The sequence below is a fragment of the Pseudomonas sp. UBA6315 genome, from assembly GCF_002438125.1.
GTDB classification, from domain to species: Bacteria; Pseudomonadota; Gammaproteobacteria; order Pseudomonadales; family Pseudomonadaceae; genus Aquipseudomonas; species Aquipseudomonas faucium.
Map to the genome: position 1 here is coordinate 36,990 of NZ_DJTF01000008.1, position 15,658 is coordinate 52,647.

Sequence of the window (15,658 nt, forward strand, 5' to 3'; positions counted from 1 at the left end):
CTGCGATTGGGCTGGCGATGGCAGGTTTTGTTATGCACGGTGCATGCCGGTGCCTACAGGGGCCGGGACCGTGGTGGCGCACTATAAGGCCGGACACCCGAAACGGGCTAGCATGCCTGGCATTATGGCAAAGTGCCAGCCCGGTCATCGATTGCCGGCAGTCGTGGTGCCGGCGCCGGGTTCGGCAAGACCCTGCTTCCTGTGCGAGAATGCCGGCCGCTTCAATGACAACGCTTCGGAGATGTTCGCTTTTGGTTACTCACTTTTCCACCAATGGCCTCGATTCCGCCTGTGGGCGCAGCAGTCAGACCCTTGTCAGCACTGCCGTGACCGAGGACGTATCGTGCAAGTCGTGCCAGCGCTCGCTGGTCAAGCCTGAAGCGGCAGCTGCCGCGAAAAACAAGACGCCGTCGCTGGCCGAACTGCGCAAGACCGCCAAGGCGGCTGCAGCACCGGCTGAGGTCGTGGCCGCGGCCAAGGTCGCCAGCGCGCCCGCCGCCAAGCCGGCCAAGGCCGTTGAACAGCCTGCCCGCAGCGGCGGCTTCAGCGTCAAGGCCGCCTATGCCGCGCGCCTGGCCGAGCAGGGTGACCGTTGCCGGTTGCCGCGGGGCAAGGCCAAGCAGCGTCACGTCTGATTCATGTGAGGCTGTGCTGGCCTCATCGCCGGCAAGCCGGCTCCCACGGGTTCGCCAAGGGCCTTCTGTGGCAGCCGGCAGCCACGGGTTCGCCAAGGGCCTTCTGTGGCAGCCGGCAGCCACGGGTTCGCCACAGGCCTTCTGTGGGAGCCGGCTTGCCGGCGAATGGGCCGCGAAGCGGCCCCAACCCGCCCCACCATCCGACCACCCTGTGAAACGCCGCAGGTTGGCGTAGAATGGTCGCCTTTGTTCAATCACACCCCGTAAACACATCGCCCGGGCCACTTGCCGGGGCGATCGTCGATGTCTTTATCTATCTATTTAGAGGGCTTGGTTTTGGCTCAATACGTCTACACCATGCATCGGCTGAGCAAGGTCGTGCCGCCGAAGCGGGAAATTCTCAAGAACATTTCCCTGTCGTTCTTCCCAGGCGCCAAGATCGGCGTACTCGGCCTGAACGGCGCGGGTAAGTCGACCCTGCTGCGGATCATGGCGGGCGTCGACAAGGAATTCGACGGCGAAGCCCGTCCGATGCCCGACATCAACGTTGGCTACCTGCCGCAGGAGCCGCAACTGGACCCGAACAAGTCCGTGCGCGAAGTGGTCGAGGAAGCGGTCAGCGTGATCAAGGACGCCCAGGCGCGCCTGGACGAGGTCTACGCCGCCTACGCCGAACCGGATGCCGACTTCGACAAGCTGGCCGCCGAGCAGGCCAAGCTCGAAGCCATCCTGCAGGCCGCCGACGGCCACAACCTGGAGCGCCAGCTGGACGTCGCCGCCGACGCCCTGCGCCTGCCGGCCTGGGATGCGCGCATCGAGCACCTGTCCGGTGGCGAGAAGCGCCGTGTGGCGCTGTGCCGCCTGCTGCTGTCGGCCCCCGACATGCTGCTGCTCGACGAACCGACCAACCACCTGGACGCCGACTCGGTGGCCTGGCTCGAGCGCTTCCTGCACGACTTCCCGGGCACCGTGGTAGCCATTACCCACGACCGTTACTTCCTCGACAACGTCGCCGGCTGGATCCTCGAGCTGGACCGCGGCGCCGGCATCCCTTACGAAGGCAACTACTCGGGCTGGCTCGAAGCCAAGTCCGACCGCCTGGCGCAGGAATCCAAGCAGCAGAGCGCCCACGAGAAGGCCATGAAAGAGGAACTGGAGTGGGTGCGCAAAGGCGCCAAGGCTCGCCAGTCCAAATCCAAGGCCCGTCTGCAGCGCTTCGAAGAAATGCAGTCGCAGGAATTCCAGAAGCGCAGCGAAACCAACGAGATCTACATCCCGGCCGGCCCGCGCCTGGGCGACAAGGTCATCGAGTTCAAGAACGTCAGCAAGGGCTACGGCGACCGCGTGCTGATCGACAACCTGTCGTTCGCCATGCCTAAAGGCGCCATCGTCGGCGTGATCGGTGGTAACGGCGCCGGTAAGTCGACCCTGTTCCGCATGCTGATGGGCAAGGAGCAACCGGACTCGGGCAGCATCGAGATCGGCGAAACCGTGCAGCTGGCCTGCGTGGACCAGAGCCGCGAGGACCTGGACGGCGCCAAGACCGTGTTCCAGCAGATTTCCGATGGCTCCGACATGATCCGCATCGGCAACTACGAGATCCCGTCGCGCACCTACGTCGGCCGCTTCAACTTCAAGGGCGGCGACCAGCAGAAGTTCGTCAAGGACCTCTCCGGTGGTGAGCGTGGCCGCCTGCACCTGGCCCTGACCTTGAAAGAGGGCGGCAACGTCCTGCTGCTCGACGAACCGTCCAACGACCTCGACGTCGAAACCCTGCGTTCGCTGGAAGAAGCCCTGCTGGACTTCCCGGGCGCCGCGATCGTGATTTCCCACGACCGTTGGTTCCTGGACCGTGTGGCCACCCACATCCTGGCCTACGAGGACGACTCGAACGTGGTGTTCTTCGAGGGCAACTACACCGAGTACGAAGCCGACCGCAAGAAGCGCCTGGGCGATGCTGCTGCCCAGCCGCACCGGGTACGGCACAAGAAGCTGGCCCAGTAAGCCGGTTTCTGCTGCACAAGGATGGGGCCCTCCGGGGCCCCATTTTTGTGCCTGGCATGAAAGGGCAGTGGCGCCTTCGCGGGGCAAGCCCGCTCCCACGGAAAAACTGCAAGATTCATGGCTTGTGCCCCCCTCCCTGTGGGAGCGGGCTTGCCCCGCGAAGAGGCCAGACCTGAAAACATAAGGCCTGGTGTTTTGTATACATTTATATAAAACGCACCAAATATTTTCAAAAAAACGACATCGCGCCCTATTCCAGTGCGATTGCTTCTTGGTACATTGCGAAAAAAACCAATAAGTCCAATCCTCTTGGTGAGATGTCTACCATGATCGAATCCGTCGACCACTTCCTCGCGCGCCTGAAACAACGCGACCCGGCCCAGCCCGAATTCCACCAGGCCGTCGAAGAGGTGCTGCGCAGCCTCTGGCCCTTCCTCGAAGCCAACCCTCACTACCTGCAAGCCGGCATTCTCGAACGCATGGTCGAGCCTGAGCGCGCCGTGCTGTTCCGCGTATCGTGGGTCGATGACCAGGGCAAGGTGCAGGTCAACCGCGGCTACCGCATCCAGATGAGCAGCGCCATCGGCCCGTACAAGGGCGGCCTGCGCTTCCACCCGTCGGTGAACCTGGGCGTGCTGAAGTTCCTGGCTTTCGAGCAGGTCTTCAAGAACTCCCTCACCTCGCTGCCCATGGGCGGCGGCAAGGGCGGCTCGGACTTCGACCCCAAGGGCAAGAGCGACGCCGAAGTCATGCGCTTCTGCCAGGCGTTCATGAGCGAGCTGTACCGCCACATCGGCGCCGACCTCGACGTGCCGGCCGGTGACATCGGCGTGGGCGCGCGCGAAATCGGCTTCATGTTCGGCCAGTACAAGCGCCTGGCCAACCAGTTCACCTCGGTGCTCACCGGCAAGGGCATGACCTACGGCGGCAGCTTGATCCGCCCCGAGGCCACCGGCTACGGCTGCGTGTACTTCGCCGAAGAAATGCTCAAGCGCCAGAACCTGCGCATCGATGGCCGCCGCGTGGCGGTCTCGGGTTCGGGCAACGTGGCCCAGTACGCTGCGCGCAAGGTCATGGACCTGGGTGGCAAGGTCATCTCGCTGTCGGACTCCGAAGGCACCCTGTACGCCGAAGCGGGCCTGACCGACGAGCAGTGGGATGCGCTGATGGAGCTCAAGAACGTCAAGCGCGGCCGTATCAGCGAGCTGGCCGAGCGCTTCGGCCTTGAGTTCCGCAAGGGCCAGACCCCGTGGAGCCTGCCGTGCGACATCGCCCTGCCATGCGCCACGCAGAACGAGCTGGACAGCGAAGACGCCCGCACCCTGCTGCGCAACGGCTGCATCTGCGTGGCCGAAGGCGCCAACATGCCGACCACCCTGGAGGCTGTGGATATCTTCATCGATGCCGGCATCCTCTATGCCCCGGGCAAGGCCTCCAACGCCGGCGGCGTGGCCGTGTCGGGCCTGGAGATGTCGCAGAACGCCATGCGCCTGCTGTGGACCGCAGGTGAAGTGGACAGCAAGCTGCACAACATCATGCAGTCGATTCACCATGCCTGCGTGCATTACGGCGAAGAGGCCGATGGCAAGATCAACTACGTGAAGGGCGCCAACATCGCCGGCTTCGTCAAGGTCGCCGACGCCATGCTGGCCCAGGGCGTGGTTTAAGCATCAGGCGCGATGGCGACGACCTCGATCGATTGATCACCTGCAGGTCGTCGCCACACCACTTCATCGCCGGGGCTGGCGCCCAGCAGCGCCCGCCCCAGCGGTGAGCCCCAGTTGATCAGCCCGCGGCCGGCATCGGCCTCATCTTCTCCCACCAGCCGCACCTCATGCGCCTGGCCCTGTTCATCGACAAAGCTCACCCGGCTACCGATCTGCACCTTGCTCAGCGAGGTAGCGGCGGGCACCACCTGCGCGCTTTGCACCCGGGCGCTGAAATAGCGCAGGTCGCGCTCGGTGTCGGCCAGGCGCTGCTTGTCTGCGCCTTCACCCTGGCCCTGTAATTGGTTGCGCAGGGCATTGAGCTCGGCCACGCGCTGTTGCAGCTGGCGCAGGCCGCTGGCGGTGAGGTAGTTGGGCTGGTCGCTGACGCGCCGCTCCACCGGTTGGTCGGCCTGGGCGGCGGCCTGGTCTTCGTTGACGAATGCTCGGCTCATGGTGGGCCTCCTTGTGCTGGAGACCATGGTGACAGGCTGCGGGTTTCAACGGATGCTCGTTTGCGACCTAATCGTGGCGGTAGGCACGTGCGGCGTCGCGGTCCTTTTCCTGCTGCCACTCGCGGTCGCGTTCGTCCCAGTAGCGGTCTCGGTACTGGCGTTCGTCCTCGCTGTTCTTCATGGCGTTGCACTGGCGAAAGCCATCGTCCCAGCCGGTTTCGTACTGGCGGTTGTGCAGGTAGCGCGGGACATCCTTGCGAAAGTCGCCGGCCATGACCCCGGCGGCCTGGCGGCCACTGCTGCAGCCGTCCTGGAAGCCGTCGGCGTAGGAGGGGGGGTAACCTTGGCTGAGCATCTGCTCGTGGGTGGTTTCGCAACCTGACAGCAACAAGGCGATGCATACGCCGAACCAGTACCGCGACATGACCTTCCAGACCCTCTGAGTGATACGTGAAAGTCTAGGTGGGCATTTGTCGTGGAGCTGTCAAAACAGTGTCAAAGCGTCGGTTGGTTCACATTGTTGCTTGTGCTGACCCTATCGCCGGCAAGCCGGCTCCCACACAGGTCTCAGGGCTGTGAGATCCATTGTGGGAGCCGGCTTGCCGGCGATAGGGCCAGTACAGTCACCCTCAATAGTGATACCACTTGAGCTCCAGCATCACCTCGTTCTGCGCCGTGGCCAGGTGGCTGAACTCCCGCGCAGCACTGAGCCTCAACCCCAGGTTCTGGCTGATCTCCCACTGCTGGTTCAAGCTCACGCTGCGCCGCACCTCGCCATTGGTGAAGTAGTCGCCCTTGGCCTCCAGCGTCAGGTTGCCCAGCCCGTTGCGCCACAGCAGCCCGCCATTGAACCCCGCCGCCGGGGCGATGAACTGGGCGAAGTCGTTGTGGTGCTCGACCCGCACGGTGCCCAGGGCAAAGCCCAGCAAGCCATCGGCCAACTGCCAGGTGCCCCCGGCGCCACCGTTCACATGGCTCACCAGCACCTCGTCGTCATGCTTGCCCGGCACCCGCTCCAGGCCGCCGGCCACTTGCCACGACCAGGGCTTGAGCAGCTCGTTGCGGGGCGTCAGCGAGCGGATGGTGGCCAGGTCCAGGCGCTGCACCTGCCAGTCGTTGCCTTCGTACTGGCGCAGCTTGAGCTGGAGGATCTCGATCTGCGCGCCCAGCGGGAAGCCGTAGGCGTTGTCGTTGAGGTCGTGGTAGGCCATGCGCAGGCCGTACTCGGCGTAGGCGCGGTCTTCGCGGGTGCCCACGCCCAGTTGCCAGGTGCGCGAGTCGTGGCCGTCTTCCGGCAGGCCAGGGCGTTCGATCTGCAGCGGCGGCGGCGGGTTGCGGTTGATCGCCCGCAGCAGCTCGAAGCTGCGGGTGGCCTGGCCAGGGTCGCGCTCCTGGCCGTTGGCCCGGTAACGCTCCAGGCGGTACGCGGCATCCTGCACCAGCGCCTGGCGCTCGCGGGGCAGGGCGGTGAAGGCAGGGCTTTGCAGTTGCGCGGTGTCGGCGCTCACGGCCAGCACCTGGCGTTTTTCGTCAGCGTCCAGCGGCTCGGCGCGGGCCAGCAGTTCGCGTTCGCGCGAAGGGCGGTAGGTTTCACTGGCCACCAGCCCCGACTGCTTGACGGCTTTCACCGTGTCGGTGGGGATGGCGGTGAGCGGAAACTGCGAGGTCAGGTCCAGGCTCGGCCGGGCCACCTGCAGCAACTCCAGCAGGCGGTAGGAGCAGTTTTCGTCGAAGAAGAAATAGTCGAACTGGATCTGCTTGAGTTCCCACACGTGTTCGACCATGCGCCCGGTTTCTTCCGGCGTCAGGTCCAGCTGGTATTCCCACAGGTCGCGGTTTTCCAGGCTGCGGTATTCGGAGAGTTTTTCCTGGTAGGGCATCAGCGCGAACAGGCCGGGATAGCCGCCCATCAGGCCCTTCCAGGCATACAGGATGCTGTTGTCGCTGCCTTCGATATAGGCGCCGAAGTTGATGGCGTAGCTCAGCAGCGTGGTGTCGTCGCTGCGGGTGTTGGACTGGTCGATGCGCAGCAGGGTGTGGCCGAACATCGAGGAGGGGCTGTTCAGGTAGGCGGCCGGGAAGATCAACGCGGCGCTGTGCGGGTCGATCGATTTGTACCAGGTCTTGAATTCCTGGCAGTCCGGTTGCGGCAGGCCTTGCAGGTCAAGCTGCTCGCGCAGCCAGCGGGTGCGCGCGGGGAACACGCACTGGGCGTGCTTGTCGCCCAGCTCGGCCGGGGCGTACAGCGCCTGTACCGTGGCGCGCAGTTCCTGGTCCGGGTGGTGCGCGCCATCTTCGGCGAGGAAGTAGGCGTGATCGTCCACATAGCTGCGCCAGCCGCCGAGCTTGGCGGTTTCGTAGTGGCCCAGGGCGATCCAGTAGGGGGTGTTGGCCAGTTGTTGCACGCGGGCGTCGTCCAGCACCGGTGCAGCCTGGACGTGGGCGCAGACACACAGCGCCAGGTAAGCGAAGCGTTTGAGCATATCGGGCAACTACTTCTAAACGATGCCGAAAAGGCGAAACCCGCCCCGGGGTGGGGCGGGAGTAGCTGCGCTTAGGCCTCGGTAGCGTACTTGGCCAGGCGTGGGTCGCTCTTCAGAACGGCCAGGGTGTTGCTGTGCACAGTCTCGGCAGTCACGTCGGCGCTGCTGAAGATCTGGTTGAAGTGCTGATGGGCGACCGAAGCGAAGTAGCCGCGGTCTTCCGGTGCCACGCCGAGGACCACGGCATAGGTGGTCAGGGCTTCGCCCTGGCCCATGGCCATGTCTTCGGACAGCTCGTTCATCATGCCGTTCATGGCGAACCAGGACTTGCCGCCATAGGTCAGCGAGGCCTTGGTGGAGCAGCCGTTGGTGCCGGAGGTCATGCCGAAGGTGGCGTTGCCGGAGGTGCCGTTGGTGGTGGAAGCGAGGAAGTGAGCCGGAGTGCCGCGCTGGCCTTCGAACAGCATGTTGCCCCAGCCGCAATTCGGGCCACCTGGCGCTTCGGCCATGGCGTTGAGGGAGACCACGGTGAACAGAGTACCCAGAAGAATCCGTTTCATAGCATTTGTTCTCTATTTGTCTTAACCAAGGGTCAGGGTTTCTGGCAACTCGGTTGCCAAGTCGGGAAAGCGTTTCACCCACCCGCGCAGCTTGGAGTTTAGGCACGATCTAAAGGTTGCGTCATTCATTGCGAAAAATTTGCTTCTGAACTACGCCAGCGCGCCTGCGACATAAAGTCCGGCCGAGCCTTGCAAGGCGCGCGCGGGCGGCGCCAGAATGCTGCGTATCTGCCCCGCCGAAGTAAGGAAACCCAATGCCCGATCCTGTCGCTGCGCGCCTGCGTCTTGCGCCTGAAGCCCTGACCCGGCGTTTCTCCCCCGAGCAGTTTGCCTTTACCCATACCGACGATCTGGAGCCGTTTCGTGGTGTCCTGGGCCAGGAGCGTGCTGTCGAGGCCCTGCAGTTCGGCGTGGCCATGCCACGCCCTGGCTACAACGTTTACGTGATGGGCGAGCCCGGCACCGGCCGCTTCTCGTTCGTCAAGCGCTACCTCAAGGCCGAGGGCAAGCGCCAGCAGACCCCGGCCGACTGGGTCTACGTCAACCACTTCGACGACACCCGCGAGCCGCGGGCCCTGGAGTTGCCTTCGGGCAGCGCCGCGGAGTTCATCAGCGACATGGGCGGGCTGATCGACAACCTGCTGGCCACCTTCCCGGCGGTGTTCGAGCACCCGTCGTACCAGCAGAAGAAAGGCGCCATCGACCGCGCCTTCAACCAGCGTTACGACCGCGCCCTGGATGTGATCGAGCGCGCGTCGCTGGAAAAGGACGTGGCCCTGTACCGCGACGCCAGCAACGTCGCCTTCACTCCGATGGCCGACGGCAAGGCGCTGGACGAAGCCGAATTCGCCCAGCTGTCGGAAGCGGTGCGCGAGCAGTTCCATGAAGACATCGCCCTGCTCGAAGAGCGTCTGAACGAAGAACTGGCCAGCCTGCCGCAGTGGAAGCGCGAGTCGAACAACCAGCTGCGCCAGCTCAACGAAGAAACCATCACCCTGGCCCTGCAGCCGCTGCTGGCGCCGTTGTCGGAAAAGTACGCCGAGAACGCGGCCGTGTGTGCCTACCTGCAGTCGGTGCAGTTGAACCTGCTGCGCACCGTGGTCGAGCAACTGGTCGACGACAGCAAGACCGACGCCGTGGCGCGCAAGCTGCTCGAAGAGCAGTACGCCCCGAGCCTGGTGGTGGGCCACTACGCCGACGGCGGTGCGCCGGTGGTGTTCGAGCCGCACCCCACCTACGACAACCTGTTCGGCCGCATCGAATACAGCACCGACCAGGGCGCGCTGTACACCTCCTACCGCCAGTTGCGCCCGGGTGCGCTGCACCGCGCCAATGGCGGCTTCCTGATCCTTGAAGCGGAGAAGATGCTCGGCGAGCCGTTCGTCTGGGATGCGCTCAAGCGCGCCCTGCAGTCGCGCAAGCTGAAGATGGAGTCGCCGCTGGGCGAGCTGGGCCGGGTCGCCACGGTCAGCCTGACGCCGCAGATGATCCCGCTCAACGTCAAGCTGGTGATCATCGGCTCGCGCCAGCTGTACTACGCGCTGCAGGACCACGACTCGGACTTCCAGGAGATGTTCCGGGTGCTGGTGGACTTCGACGAAGACATGCCCATGGTCGACGAGAACCTGGAGCAGTTCGCCCAGTTGCTGCGCACCCGCACCAACGAGGAGGGCATGGCGCCGCTGACCAGCGATGCGGTGGCGCGCCTGGCCACCTACAGCGCGCGCCTGGCGGAAAACCAGTCGCGCCTGTCGGCGCGCATCGGCGACCTGTTCCAGCTGGTCAGCGAGGCCGATTTCATTCGCCACCTGGCCAGCGACGAGATGACCGACGCCGGCCACATCGAGCGCGCGCTCAAGGCCAAGGCCACGCGCACCGGCCGCGTTTCGCAGCGGGTGCTCGACGACATGCTCGCCGGCATCATCCTGATCGACAGCGAAGGCGCGGCGATCGGCAAGTGCAACGGCCTTACCGTGCTGGAAGTGGGCGACTCGGCGTTCGGCATGCCGGCGCGGATTTCCGCCACCGTCTACCCGGGCGGCAGCGGCATCGTCGACATCGAGCGCGAGGTCAACCTGGGCCAGCCGATCCACTCCAAGGGGGTGATGATCCTCACCGGTTACCTGGGCAGCCGCTATGCCCAGGAATTCCCCCTGGCCATTTCCGCCAGCATCGCCCTGGAGCAGTCCTACGGCTACGTGGACGGCGACAGCGCATCCCTGGGTGAGGCCTGCACGCTGATCTCGGCGCTGTCGCGCACGCCGCTCAAGCAGTGCTTCGCCATCACCGGCTCGATCAACCAGTTCGGTGAAGTGCAGGCGGTGGGTGGGGTCAACGAGAAGATCGAGGGCTTCTTCCGCCTCTGCGAGGCCCGCGGCCTGACCGGCGAGCAGGGGGTGATCATCCCGCGTGCCAACGTCGCCACCCTGATGCTGGATGAGCGCGTGTTGCAGGCGGTGGAGAATGGCCAGTTCCATGTCTACGCAGTCAGCCAGGCCGACGAGGCACTGAGCCTGCTGGTGGGCGAGGACGCCGGCGAGCTGGACGACAAGGGCCAGTTCACCGAAGGCAGCGTCAACGCCCGGGTGGTCGAGCGCCTGCGCGAGATCGCCGAGATGATCAGCGAGGAAGAGATCGAGAAGGCGGAAAAGGAACGCCTGGAAGAGGTGATTGCCCAGGCGAAACCTGCCTGAGTCAATAAATCGGCGCTGGCGGCCATGTGCTACCGTTCAGCGCCGGTTTTCCATCTTTCTGTGCCGTTCTTCTATGCTGGAACTTAAGGACGGCATCAGCGTTCAGGATGGAAACAGCCTGGGGGTTTCAGGCTGAACAGGGCTCATTGGAGGGGACGCGGCCATGCGCAACCTCAGCCTTACTCGCCAGTGCCTGGGCCTGGTGACTCGCATCGAATGCAGCATCCGCCCGCTGGCCGGGGACAACGGCATGTGGACCTTGCTGTTCGCCGCCGGCATGTCTGGCGAGCAACCCTCGGCAATCAAGGCGCAGGGGCCTTTCCATGGGCCGCTGGTGGCCGAGTCGGTGCTCAATGCCATCGTCGACAGCCTGACCCTGCATGGGTACCAGGTGACCGAGGGGCCGCAGATCTGGACCTTGCACCTGCAGGCCCAGCTACGGCGCATCAATGGCGAACGCTGTCGCAACCTTGGGGATTACCAGTTCCATCCTGAATCCTGAGAATCTTCGCTGGCCTCATCGCCGGCAAGCCGGCTCCCACCAGTACCTGCGGGAGCCGTGTTGCCGGCGAAACCAGGCTTTTGCTGTCACAGGTGGCTGGCTATACTCGCGCTCGCTTTTCCAGTCACCTGACGAGTCCCAAACCCTCCATGGAACGTATTCTCGAAAACGCGATGTATGCCTCGCGCTGGCTGCTCGCCCCCATCTACTTCGGTTTGTCCCTCGGCCTGCTGGCCCTGGCGCTGAAATTCTTCCAGGAAGTGATCCACGTCCTGCCCAACGTCTTTGCCCTGAGCGAAGCCGACCTGATCCTGGTGATCCTCTCGCTGATCGACATGTCGCTGGTGGGTGGCCTGCTGGTGATGGTGATGATCTCCGGCTACGAGAACTTCGTGTCGCAGCTGGACATCGACGAAAGCAAGGAGAAGCTCAACTGGCTGGGCAAGATGGACTCCTCGTCGCTGAAGATGAAGGTGGCCGCCTCGATCGTGGCGATTTCGTCCATTCACCTGCTGCGGGTGTTCATGGATGCGCAGAACATCTCCACCGATTACCTGATGTGGTACGTGATCATCCACATGACCTTCGTGGTCTCGGCGTTCTGCATGGGCTACCTGGACAAACTGACCAAGCACTGAGCCCTCTCTCGGGCCCTTTCGCGGGGCAAGCCCGCTCCCACAAGTACGGTGCAGAACTTGTGGGAGCCGGCTTGCCGGCGATGGGGCCAGCGCGGTCCAACTGACGAGCGGCGTCAGTTATGCCTTGTGTATTCCCCGCCCCCGTACAAAAAATGAGCACTCATGCGTGGTTCCCACCAGCGAGGTGCTCCCATGAACCTGCATCAGCTCAATACCGAGGCCAGGGCCGGCCATGTCGACGAAGTCAACCTGATTGCCATCGAAGGCGGCGACTACCTGATCGAGGCCCGGGTCAAGGGCCATGCCCACCCCCTGGCCGATACCCGCGGCAAGCGCTTGCGGGTACGTTCGGTGGAGGATGCGCGCAAGGTGCTGCAGACCATCCCGATGGTCTCCATGAACCTGGTGCATTGGTCTGTGCAGGATGAAATGTGCGGCATGGGCAGCCACCCGGAAGAAGACCTCAAGGTGCCGATTTCCCAGCGTTCTGCCTGGTAGCTGCTCGCAGCGGCCCAGTGTGCTAGGCTGCTCGCCCTTTTCATCAAGGGCGCGGCTGCACTGCGCCCTGCAGTGGAGCACGACCATGTCCGAACTCAACCTGTCCACCGACGAAACTCGCGTCAGCTACGGCATCGGCCGTCAGTTGGGCGGCCAACTGCGCGACAACCCACCACCGGGTGTCAGCCTGGACGCCATCCTGGCTGGCCTGACCGACGCCTTCAACGGCGCCGACAGCCGCGTCAGCGAAGCCGACCTGTCGGCCAGCTTCAAAGTCATCCGTGAACTGATGCAAGCCGAAGCTGCCGCCAAGGCCGAAGCCGCCGCTGCTGCCGGCAAGGAATTCCTGGTCGAGAACGCCAAGCGCGATGGCATCACCACCCTGGCTTCGGGCCTGCAGTTCGAAGTGCTGACCGCCGGTGAAGGCGCCAAGCCGACCCGCGAGAGCAACGTTCGCACCCACTACCACGGCACCCTGATCGACGGCACCGTGTTCGACAGCTCCTACGATCGTGGCCAGCCTGCCGAATTCCCGGTTGGCGGCGTGATCGCTGGCTGGACCGAAGCCCTGCAGCTGATGAACGCTGGCAGCAAATGGCGCCTGTACGTGCCGAGCGAGCTGGCCTACGGCGCCCAAGGCGTTGGCAGCATCCCGCCGCACAGCGTGCTGGTGTTCGACGTCGAGCTGCTCGACGTTCTGTAATGCCCTTGGGGCCGCTTTGCGGCCCCTTCGCGGGCAAGCCCGCTCCCACAGGTACAGCACAGTTTCCAAGCCTTTTGATGTACCTGTGGGAGCCGGCTTGCCGGCGATGAGGCCGGCCCTGCCGGCCTCAATTCCAGTCTGTCCCCCCAGGGCGCAACGCCCTCGCATAGCAGAACAGAAACAGGTTTCGCACCAGCTCCTTGAGCACCACCGGCTCGCTCGAGTTCAGCCCGTCGAGGTCCAGGTCGCCCTGGTCGCGCAATTCATCCAGCGCTTCTTCTTCGAGCACGGCGCACACCTCACCGGTTTCCCGGTGAAGAATGCGCAGGTAGGGGTGGGGGCGGTCCAGCCAGGCGTCTATCAGATAAGTCATGGCTATTCTCCTTGGATAGCGGTTCCAATGAGAATAATTCTTATTATCAGAATAGCAAGTGCCAATTGGCGGATTTGTGCAATCAGACCTTACGCACGAATTCCGACTTCAGCTTCATGGCGCCGATGCCGTCGATCTTGCAGTCGATGTCGTGGTCGCCGTCGCACAGGCGGATGTTCTTGACCTTGGTGCCGACCTTGACCACCAGGGACGAACCCTTGACCTTGAGGTCCTTGATCACGGTGACGGTGTCGCCGTCCTGCAGCACGTTGCCGACCGAGTCCTTCTTCACCACATCGTCGCTGGCCGCTTCGGCTTCGCCGTTGGCCGACCACTCGTGGGCGCATTCGGGGCAGATCAGCTGAGTGCCATCCTCATAGGTGTATTCGGAATTGCATTTCGGACAGGCTGGCAGAGTGCTCACTTCAGTTCCTTAAACAGACAGGCGGTAAAGGCGCATATTGTATAAGGTTTTTTGCAAGATGTGTTTTCGTCTGCCCAAAAGCATCGCGGGACAAGCCCGCTCCCCCAGGTGCCTCGTTGTGGCGGCCTGTGGGAGCGGGCTTGTCCCGCGAAGAGGGCGACGCGATATCAGTGCGTGCGCGCTACGGCAAATTCACTCAGCTCGACCAGTGCATCCCGGTATTCGCTGGCCGGCAGCACTTCCAGGCACTCGATGGCCTTGGCCACGTAGTCGCGAGCCAACTGCGCGGTGTAGTCCAGCGCACCGGAGGCTTCCACCGCCTCGCGGATCTGCTCCAGGTCTTCCAGGCCACCCTTCTGGATCGCCTTGCGCACCAGCGCTGCCTGTTCAGGCGTGCCTTCGCGCATGGTGTAGATCAGCGGCAGGGTCGGCTTGCCTTCGGCCAGGTCGTCGCCGACGTTCTTGCCCAGGGTCTGCGAATCGCCCTTGTAGTCGAGCAGGTCGTCGACCAGCTGGAAGGCCACGCCCAGGTGGTCGCCGAAGGTGCGCAGGGCCTCGCGCTGAGCTTCGCTCGCCTGGGCCAGCGCGGCGGCGCTGTGGGTCGAGGCTTCGAACAGCATCGCGGTCTTGCCGCGGATGACGTCCATGTAGACTTCCTCGGTGGTGCTGGCATCGCGCACGCGCGACAGTTGCAGCACTTCGCCCTCGGCGATCACCCGGGTGGCCTTGGACAAGATCTGCATGACCGGCATCGAGCCCAGCTCGACCATCATTTCGAACGAGCGCGAATAAAGGAAGTCGCCCACCAGCACGCTCGGCGCGTTGCCCCACAGCGCGTTGGCGGTGGAGCGGCCACGGCGCATGCCGGACATGTCGACCACGTCGTCATGCAGCAGGGTGGCGGTGTGCAGGAATTCGATGGTCGCCGCCAGCAGGCGCAGGTCGTCGCCCTCGCGGCCCAGGGCCTTGCCGCAGAGCAGCACCAGCAGGGGACGCAGGCGCTTGCCGCCGGCCGAGGTGATATAGTCGCCGATCTTCGATACCAGCGGCACGCGCGAGGTCAGCTGCTTCTTGATGATCTCGTCGACGGCGCTGAAATCGTCAGCTACCGCGCGGTAGAAGGTTTGGGGTTGCATCGGCTGCTCCATTGAGGTTGCGCGGCATGCTAGGTCGCGGGTTCCGGTGTGTCAAGGCGCGCTGCCCGTGGGCCGGGGCCGGCACTTGCAAGGCCAGGCGTGGTTGCGTACAATCGCGCACCCTAACTTCCTGGGCAGCACCTGCCTTACGCAATTGCACCGGGCCGTTCCAGCCCCATGCAGCCATGCCAGCCAATACTCATCATATAAAGCGCTGGGTGAGCAGGATTATCGGAGAAATACCCATGTCTTACGCAGTAATCGTTACCGGCGGCAAGCAGTACAAAGTCGCTGAAGGTGAATTCCTCAAGATCGAAAAGCTGGAAGTCGCCACTGGCGAATCCGTGACTTTCGATCGCGTTCTGCTGGTTGCCAACGGTGAAGAAGTCACCATCGGCGCTCCAGTCGTCGCTGGCGCTAAAGTTGTTGCCGAAGTCGTTTCGCAAGGCCGTCACGATAAAGTACGCATCATCAAGTTCCGTCGCCGTAAGCACCACATGAAGCGTATGGGCCACCGCCAGTGGTTCACCGAGATCAAAATCACCGGCATCCAGGCTTAATCCCCTAGATCCCCTGAATTTATTTGGAGAATTGAACCATGGCTCACAAGAAGGCTGGTGGTAGTACCCGTAACGGTCGCGACTCAGAATCGAAACGCCTTGGCGTGAAGATGTATGGCAGCCAGGTCGTCAAGGCCGGCAACATCATCGTCCGTCAGCGCGGCACCCAGTTCCACGCCGGTTACGGCGTTGGCATGGGCAAGGATCACACCCTGTTCGCCAAGATCGAAGGCGTGATCAAGTTCGAGAAGAAAGGCGAGTTCAACCGCCGTTACGTGAGCATCGTCG

The 15,658-nt window shown here is 63.7% G+C and carries 17 protein-coding genes; 10 read left to right on the plus strand and 7 right to left on the minus strand.

Features of this window, described 5'->3' with window-relative positions; genetic code table 11:
• The first annotated feature begins 251 nt into the window (after nt 1–251).
• The 3 genes from B3E94_RS00765 (at nt 252) to gdhA (ending at nt 4,306) form a co-directional block, all read left to right on the plus strand.
• Nucleotides 252–635 carry a hypothetical protein gene (locus B3E94_RS00765; protein ID WP_286911969.1) on the plus strand — a complete coding sequence of 128 codons (384 nt, stop codon included), beginning with the start codon at nt 252–254 and terminating at the stop codon, nt 633–635.
• A 336-nt stretch (nt 636–971) separates the two neighbouring features.
• A complete protein-coding gene (gene ettA, locus B3E94_RS00770; protein WP_236236449.1) occupies nt 972–2,639 on the plus strand; it encodes an energy-dependent translational throttle protein EttA in 1,668 nt (555 codons plus the stop codon).
• Nucleotides 2,640–2,965: 326 nt separating this feature from the next.
• Complete coding sequence (gdhA, locus tag B3E94_RS00775; RefSeq protein WP_176512209.1) at nt 2,966–4,306, plus strand: NADP-specific glutamate dehydrogenase; 1,341 nt, start codon at nt 2,966–2,968, stop codon at nt 4,304–4,306.
• Here the strand turns inward: gdhA and B3E94_RS00780 are convergent.
• The 4 genes from B3E94_RS00780 to B3E94_RS00795 form a co-directional block, all read right to left on the minus strand.
• Nucleotides 4,303–4,800 carry a GreA/GreB family elongation factor gene (locus B3E94_RS00780; RefSeq protein WP_176512208.1) on the minus strand — a complete coding sequence of 166 codons (498 nt, stop codon included), beginning with the start codon at nt 4,798–4,800 and terminating at the stop codon, nt 4,303–4,305. The two genes, gdhA and B3E94_RS00780, sit on opposite strands and share 4 nt — an antisense overlap.
• Nucleotides 4,801–4,867: 67 nt before the next feature.
• Nucleotides 4,868–5,224: a hypothetical protein gene (locus B3E94_RS00785; RefSeq protein WP_286911971.1), complete on the minus strand. Its 357-nt coding sequence runs from the start codon at nt 5,222–5,224 to the stop codon at nt 4,868–4,870.
• 205 nt (nt 5,225–5,429) lie between these two features.
• On the minus strand, nt 5,430–7,283 hold the full coding sequence (locus tag B3E94_RS00790; protein WP_286911972.1) for a DUF4105 domain-containing protein: 1,854 nt from the start codon (nt 7,281–7,283) through the stop codon (nt 5,430–5,432).
• A gap of 71 nt (nt 7,284–7,354) precedes the next feature.
• On the minus strand, nt 7,355–7,843 hold the full coding sequence (locus B3E94_RS00795; protein WP_176512205.1) for a DUF3015 domain-containing protein: 489 nt from the start codon (nt 7,841–7,843) through the stop codon (nt 7,355–7,357).
• A gap of 254 nt (nt 7,844–8,097) precedes the next feature.
• Between B3E94_RS00795 and B3E94_RS00800 the strand changes: the two genes are divergently transcribed.
• From B3E94_RS00800 to B3E94_RS00820, 5 genes are all read left to right on the plus strand, one after another.
• Entirely contained in the window at nt 8,098–10,536 is a 2,439-nt protein-coding gene (locus tag B3E94_RS00800) for a Lon protease family protein (protein ID WP_286911974.1), read from the plus strand.
• A gap of 163 nt (nt 10,537–10,699) precedes the next feature.
• Nucleotides 10,700–11,038 carry a hypothetical protein gene (locus B3E94_RS00805; RefSeq protein WP_008092007.1) on the plus strand — a complete coding sequence of 113 codons (339 nt, stop codon included), beginning with the start codon at nt 10,700–10,702 and terminating at the stop codon, nt 11,036–11,038.
• Nucleotides 11,039–11,187: 149 nt separating this feature from the next.
• Nucleotides 11,188–11,676: a TIGR00645 family protein gene (locus B3E94_RS00810; protein ID WP_170028202.1), complete on the plus strand. Its 489-nt coding sequence runs from the start codon at nt 11,188–11,190 to the stop codon at nt 11,674–11,676.
• A 192-nt stretch (nt 11,677–11,868) separates the two neighbouring features.
• Entirely contained in the window at nt 11,869–12,174 is a 306-nt protein-coding gene (locus B3E94_RS00815; RefSeq protein WP_176512203.1) for a DUF6482 family protein, read from the plus strand.
• A gap of 85 nt (nt 12,175–12,259) precedes the next feature.
• Nucleotides 12,260–12,877, plus strand: coding sequence for an FKBP-type peptidyl-prolyl cis-trans isomerase (locus tag B3E94_RS00820; RefSeq protein ID WP_176512202.1), 618 nt, complete (start codon nt 12,260–12,262; stop codon nt 12,875–12,877).
• 127 nt (nt 12,878–13,004) lie between these two features.
• Here the strand turns inward: B3E94_RS00820 and B3E94_RS00825 are convergent, their stop codons facing one another.
• The 3 genes from B3E94_RS00825 to B3E94_RS00835 form a co-directional block, all read right to left on the minus strand.
• Nucleotides 13,005–13,250 carry a hypothetical protein gene (locus tag B3E94_RS00825; RefSeq protein ID WP_176512201.1) on the minus strand — a complete coding sequence of 82 codons (246 nt, stop codon included), beginning with the start codon at nt 13,248–13,250 and terminating at the stop codon, nt 13,005–13,007.
• Nucleotides 13,251–13,332: 82 nt separating this feature from the next.
• Nucleotides 13,333–13,674, minus strand: coding sequence for a zinc ribbon domain-containing protein YjdM (locus B3E94_RS00830; protein WP_008092017.1), 342 nt, complete (start codon nt 13,672–13,674; stop codon nt 13,333–13,335).
• A gap of 167 nt (nt 13,675–13,841) precedes the next feature.
• Complete coding sequence (locus B3E94_RS00835) at nt 13,842–14,810, minus strand: polyprenyl synthetase family protein (protein WP_176512200.1); 969 nt, start codon at nt 14,808–14,810, stop codon at nt 13,842–13,844.
• A 245-nt stretch (nt 14,811–15,055) separates the two neighbouring features.
• Between B3E94_RS00835 and rplU the strand changes: the two genes are divergently transcribed.
• Together rplU and rpmA are read left to right on the plus strand one after the other, a co-directional pair.
• Complete coding sequence (gene rplU, locus B3E94_RS00840) at nt 15,056–15,370, plus strand: 50S ribosomal protein L21 (RefSeq protein ID WP_003247466.1); 315 nt, start codon at nt 15,056–15,058, stop codon at nt 15,368–15,370.
• Between the two features lie 38 nt (nt 15,371–15,408).
• Nucleotides 15,409–15,658 (plus strand): 50S ribosomal protein L27 (gene rpmA, locus B3E94_RS00845; RefSeq protein ID WP_286911975.1); only part of this gene is annotated, 250 nt, incomplete at its 3' end.

Excerpts from the sequence above, each read along its gene's own strand:
- gdhA (WP_176512209.1), top strand. The coding sequence starts at position 2,966 with ATGATCGAATCCGTCGACCACTTCCTCGCGCGCCTGAAACAACGCGAC.
- B3E94_RS00780 (WP_176512208.1), bottom strand. The coding sequence starts at position 4,800 with ATGAGCCGAGCATTCGTCAACGAAGACCAGGCCGCCGCCCAGGCCGAC.
- B3E94_RS00785 (WP_286911971.1), bottom strand. The coding sequence starts at position 5,224 with ATGTCGCGGTACTGGTTCGGCGTATGCATCGCCTTGTTGCTGTCAGGT.
- B3E94_RS00790 (WP_286911972.1), bottom strand. The coding sequence starts at position 7,283 with ATGCTCAAACGCTTCGCTTACCTGGCGCTGTGTGTCTGCGCCCACGTC.
- B3E94_RS00795 (WP_176512205.1), bottom strand. The coding sequence starts at position 7,843 with ATGAAACGGATTCTTCTGGGTACTCTGTTCACCGTGGTCTCCCTCAAC.
- B3E94_RS00800 (WP_286911974.1), top strand. The coding sequence starts at position 8,098 with ATGCCCGATCCTGTCGCTGCGCGCCTGCGTCTTGCGCCTGAAGCCCTG.
- B3E94_RS00805 (WP_008092007.1), top strand. The coding sequence starts at position 10,700 with ATGCGCAACCTCAGCCTTACTCGCCAGTGCCTGGGCCTGGTGACTCGC.
- B3E94_RS00810 (WP_170028202.1), top strand. The coding sequence starts at position 11,188 with ATGGAACGTATTCTCGAAAACGCGATGTATGCCTCGCGCTGGCTGCTC.
- B3E94_RS00815 (WP_176512203.1), top strand. The coding sequence starts at position 11,869 with ATGAACCTGCATCAGCTCAATACCGAGGCCAGGGCCGGCCATGTCGAC.
- B3E94_RS00820 (WP_176512202.1), top strand. The coding sequence starts at position 12,260 with ATGTCCGAACTCAACCTGTCCACCGACGAAACTCGCGTCAGCTACGGC.
- B3E94_RS00825 (WP_176512201.1), bottom strand. The coding sequence starts at position 13,250 with ATGACTTATCTGATAGACGCCTGGCTGGACCGCCCCCACCCCTACCTG.
- B3E94_RS00835 (WP_176512200.1), bottom strand. The coding sequence starts at position 14,810 with ATGCAACCCCAAACCTTCTACCGCGCGGTAGCTGACGATTTCAGCGCC.
- rplU (WP_003247466.1), top strand. The coding sequence starts at position 15,056 with ATGTCTTACGCAGTAATCGTTACCGGCGGCAAGCAGTACAAAGTCGCT.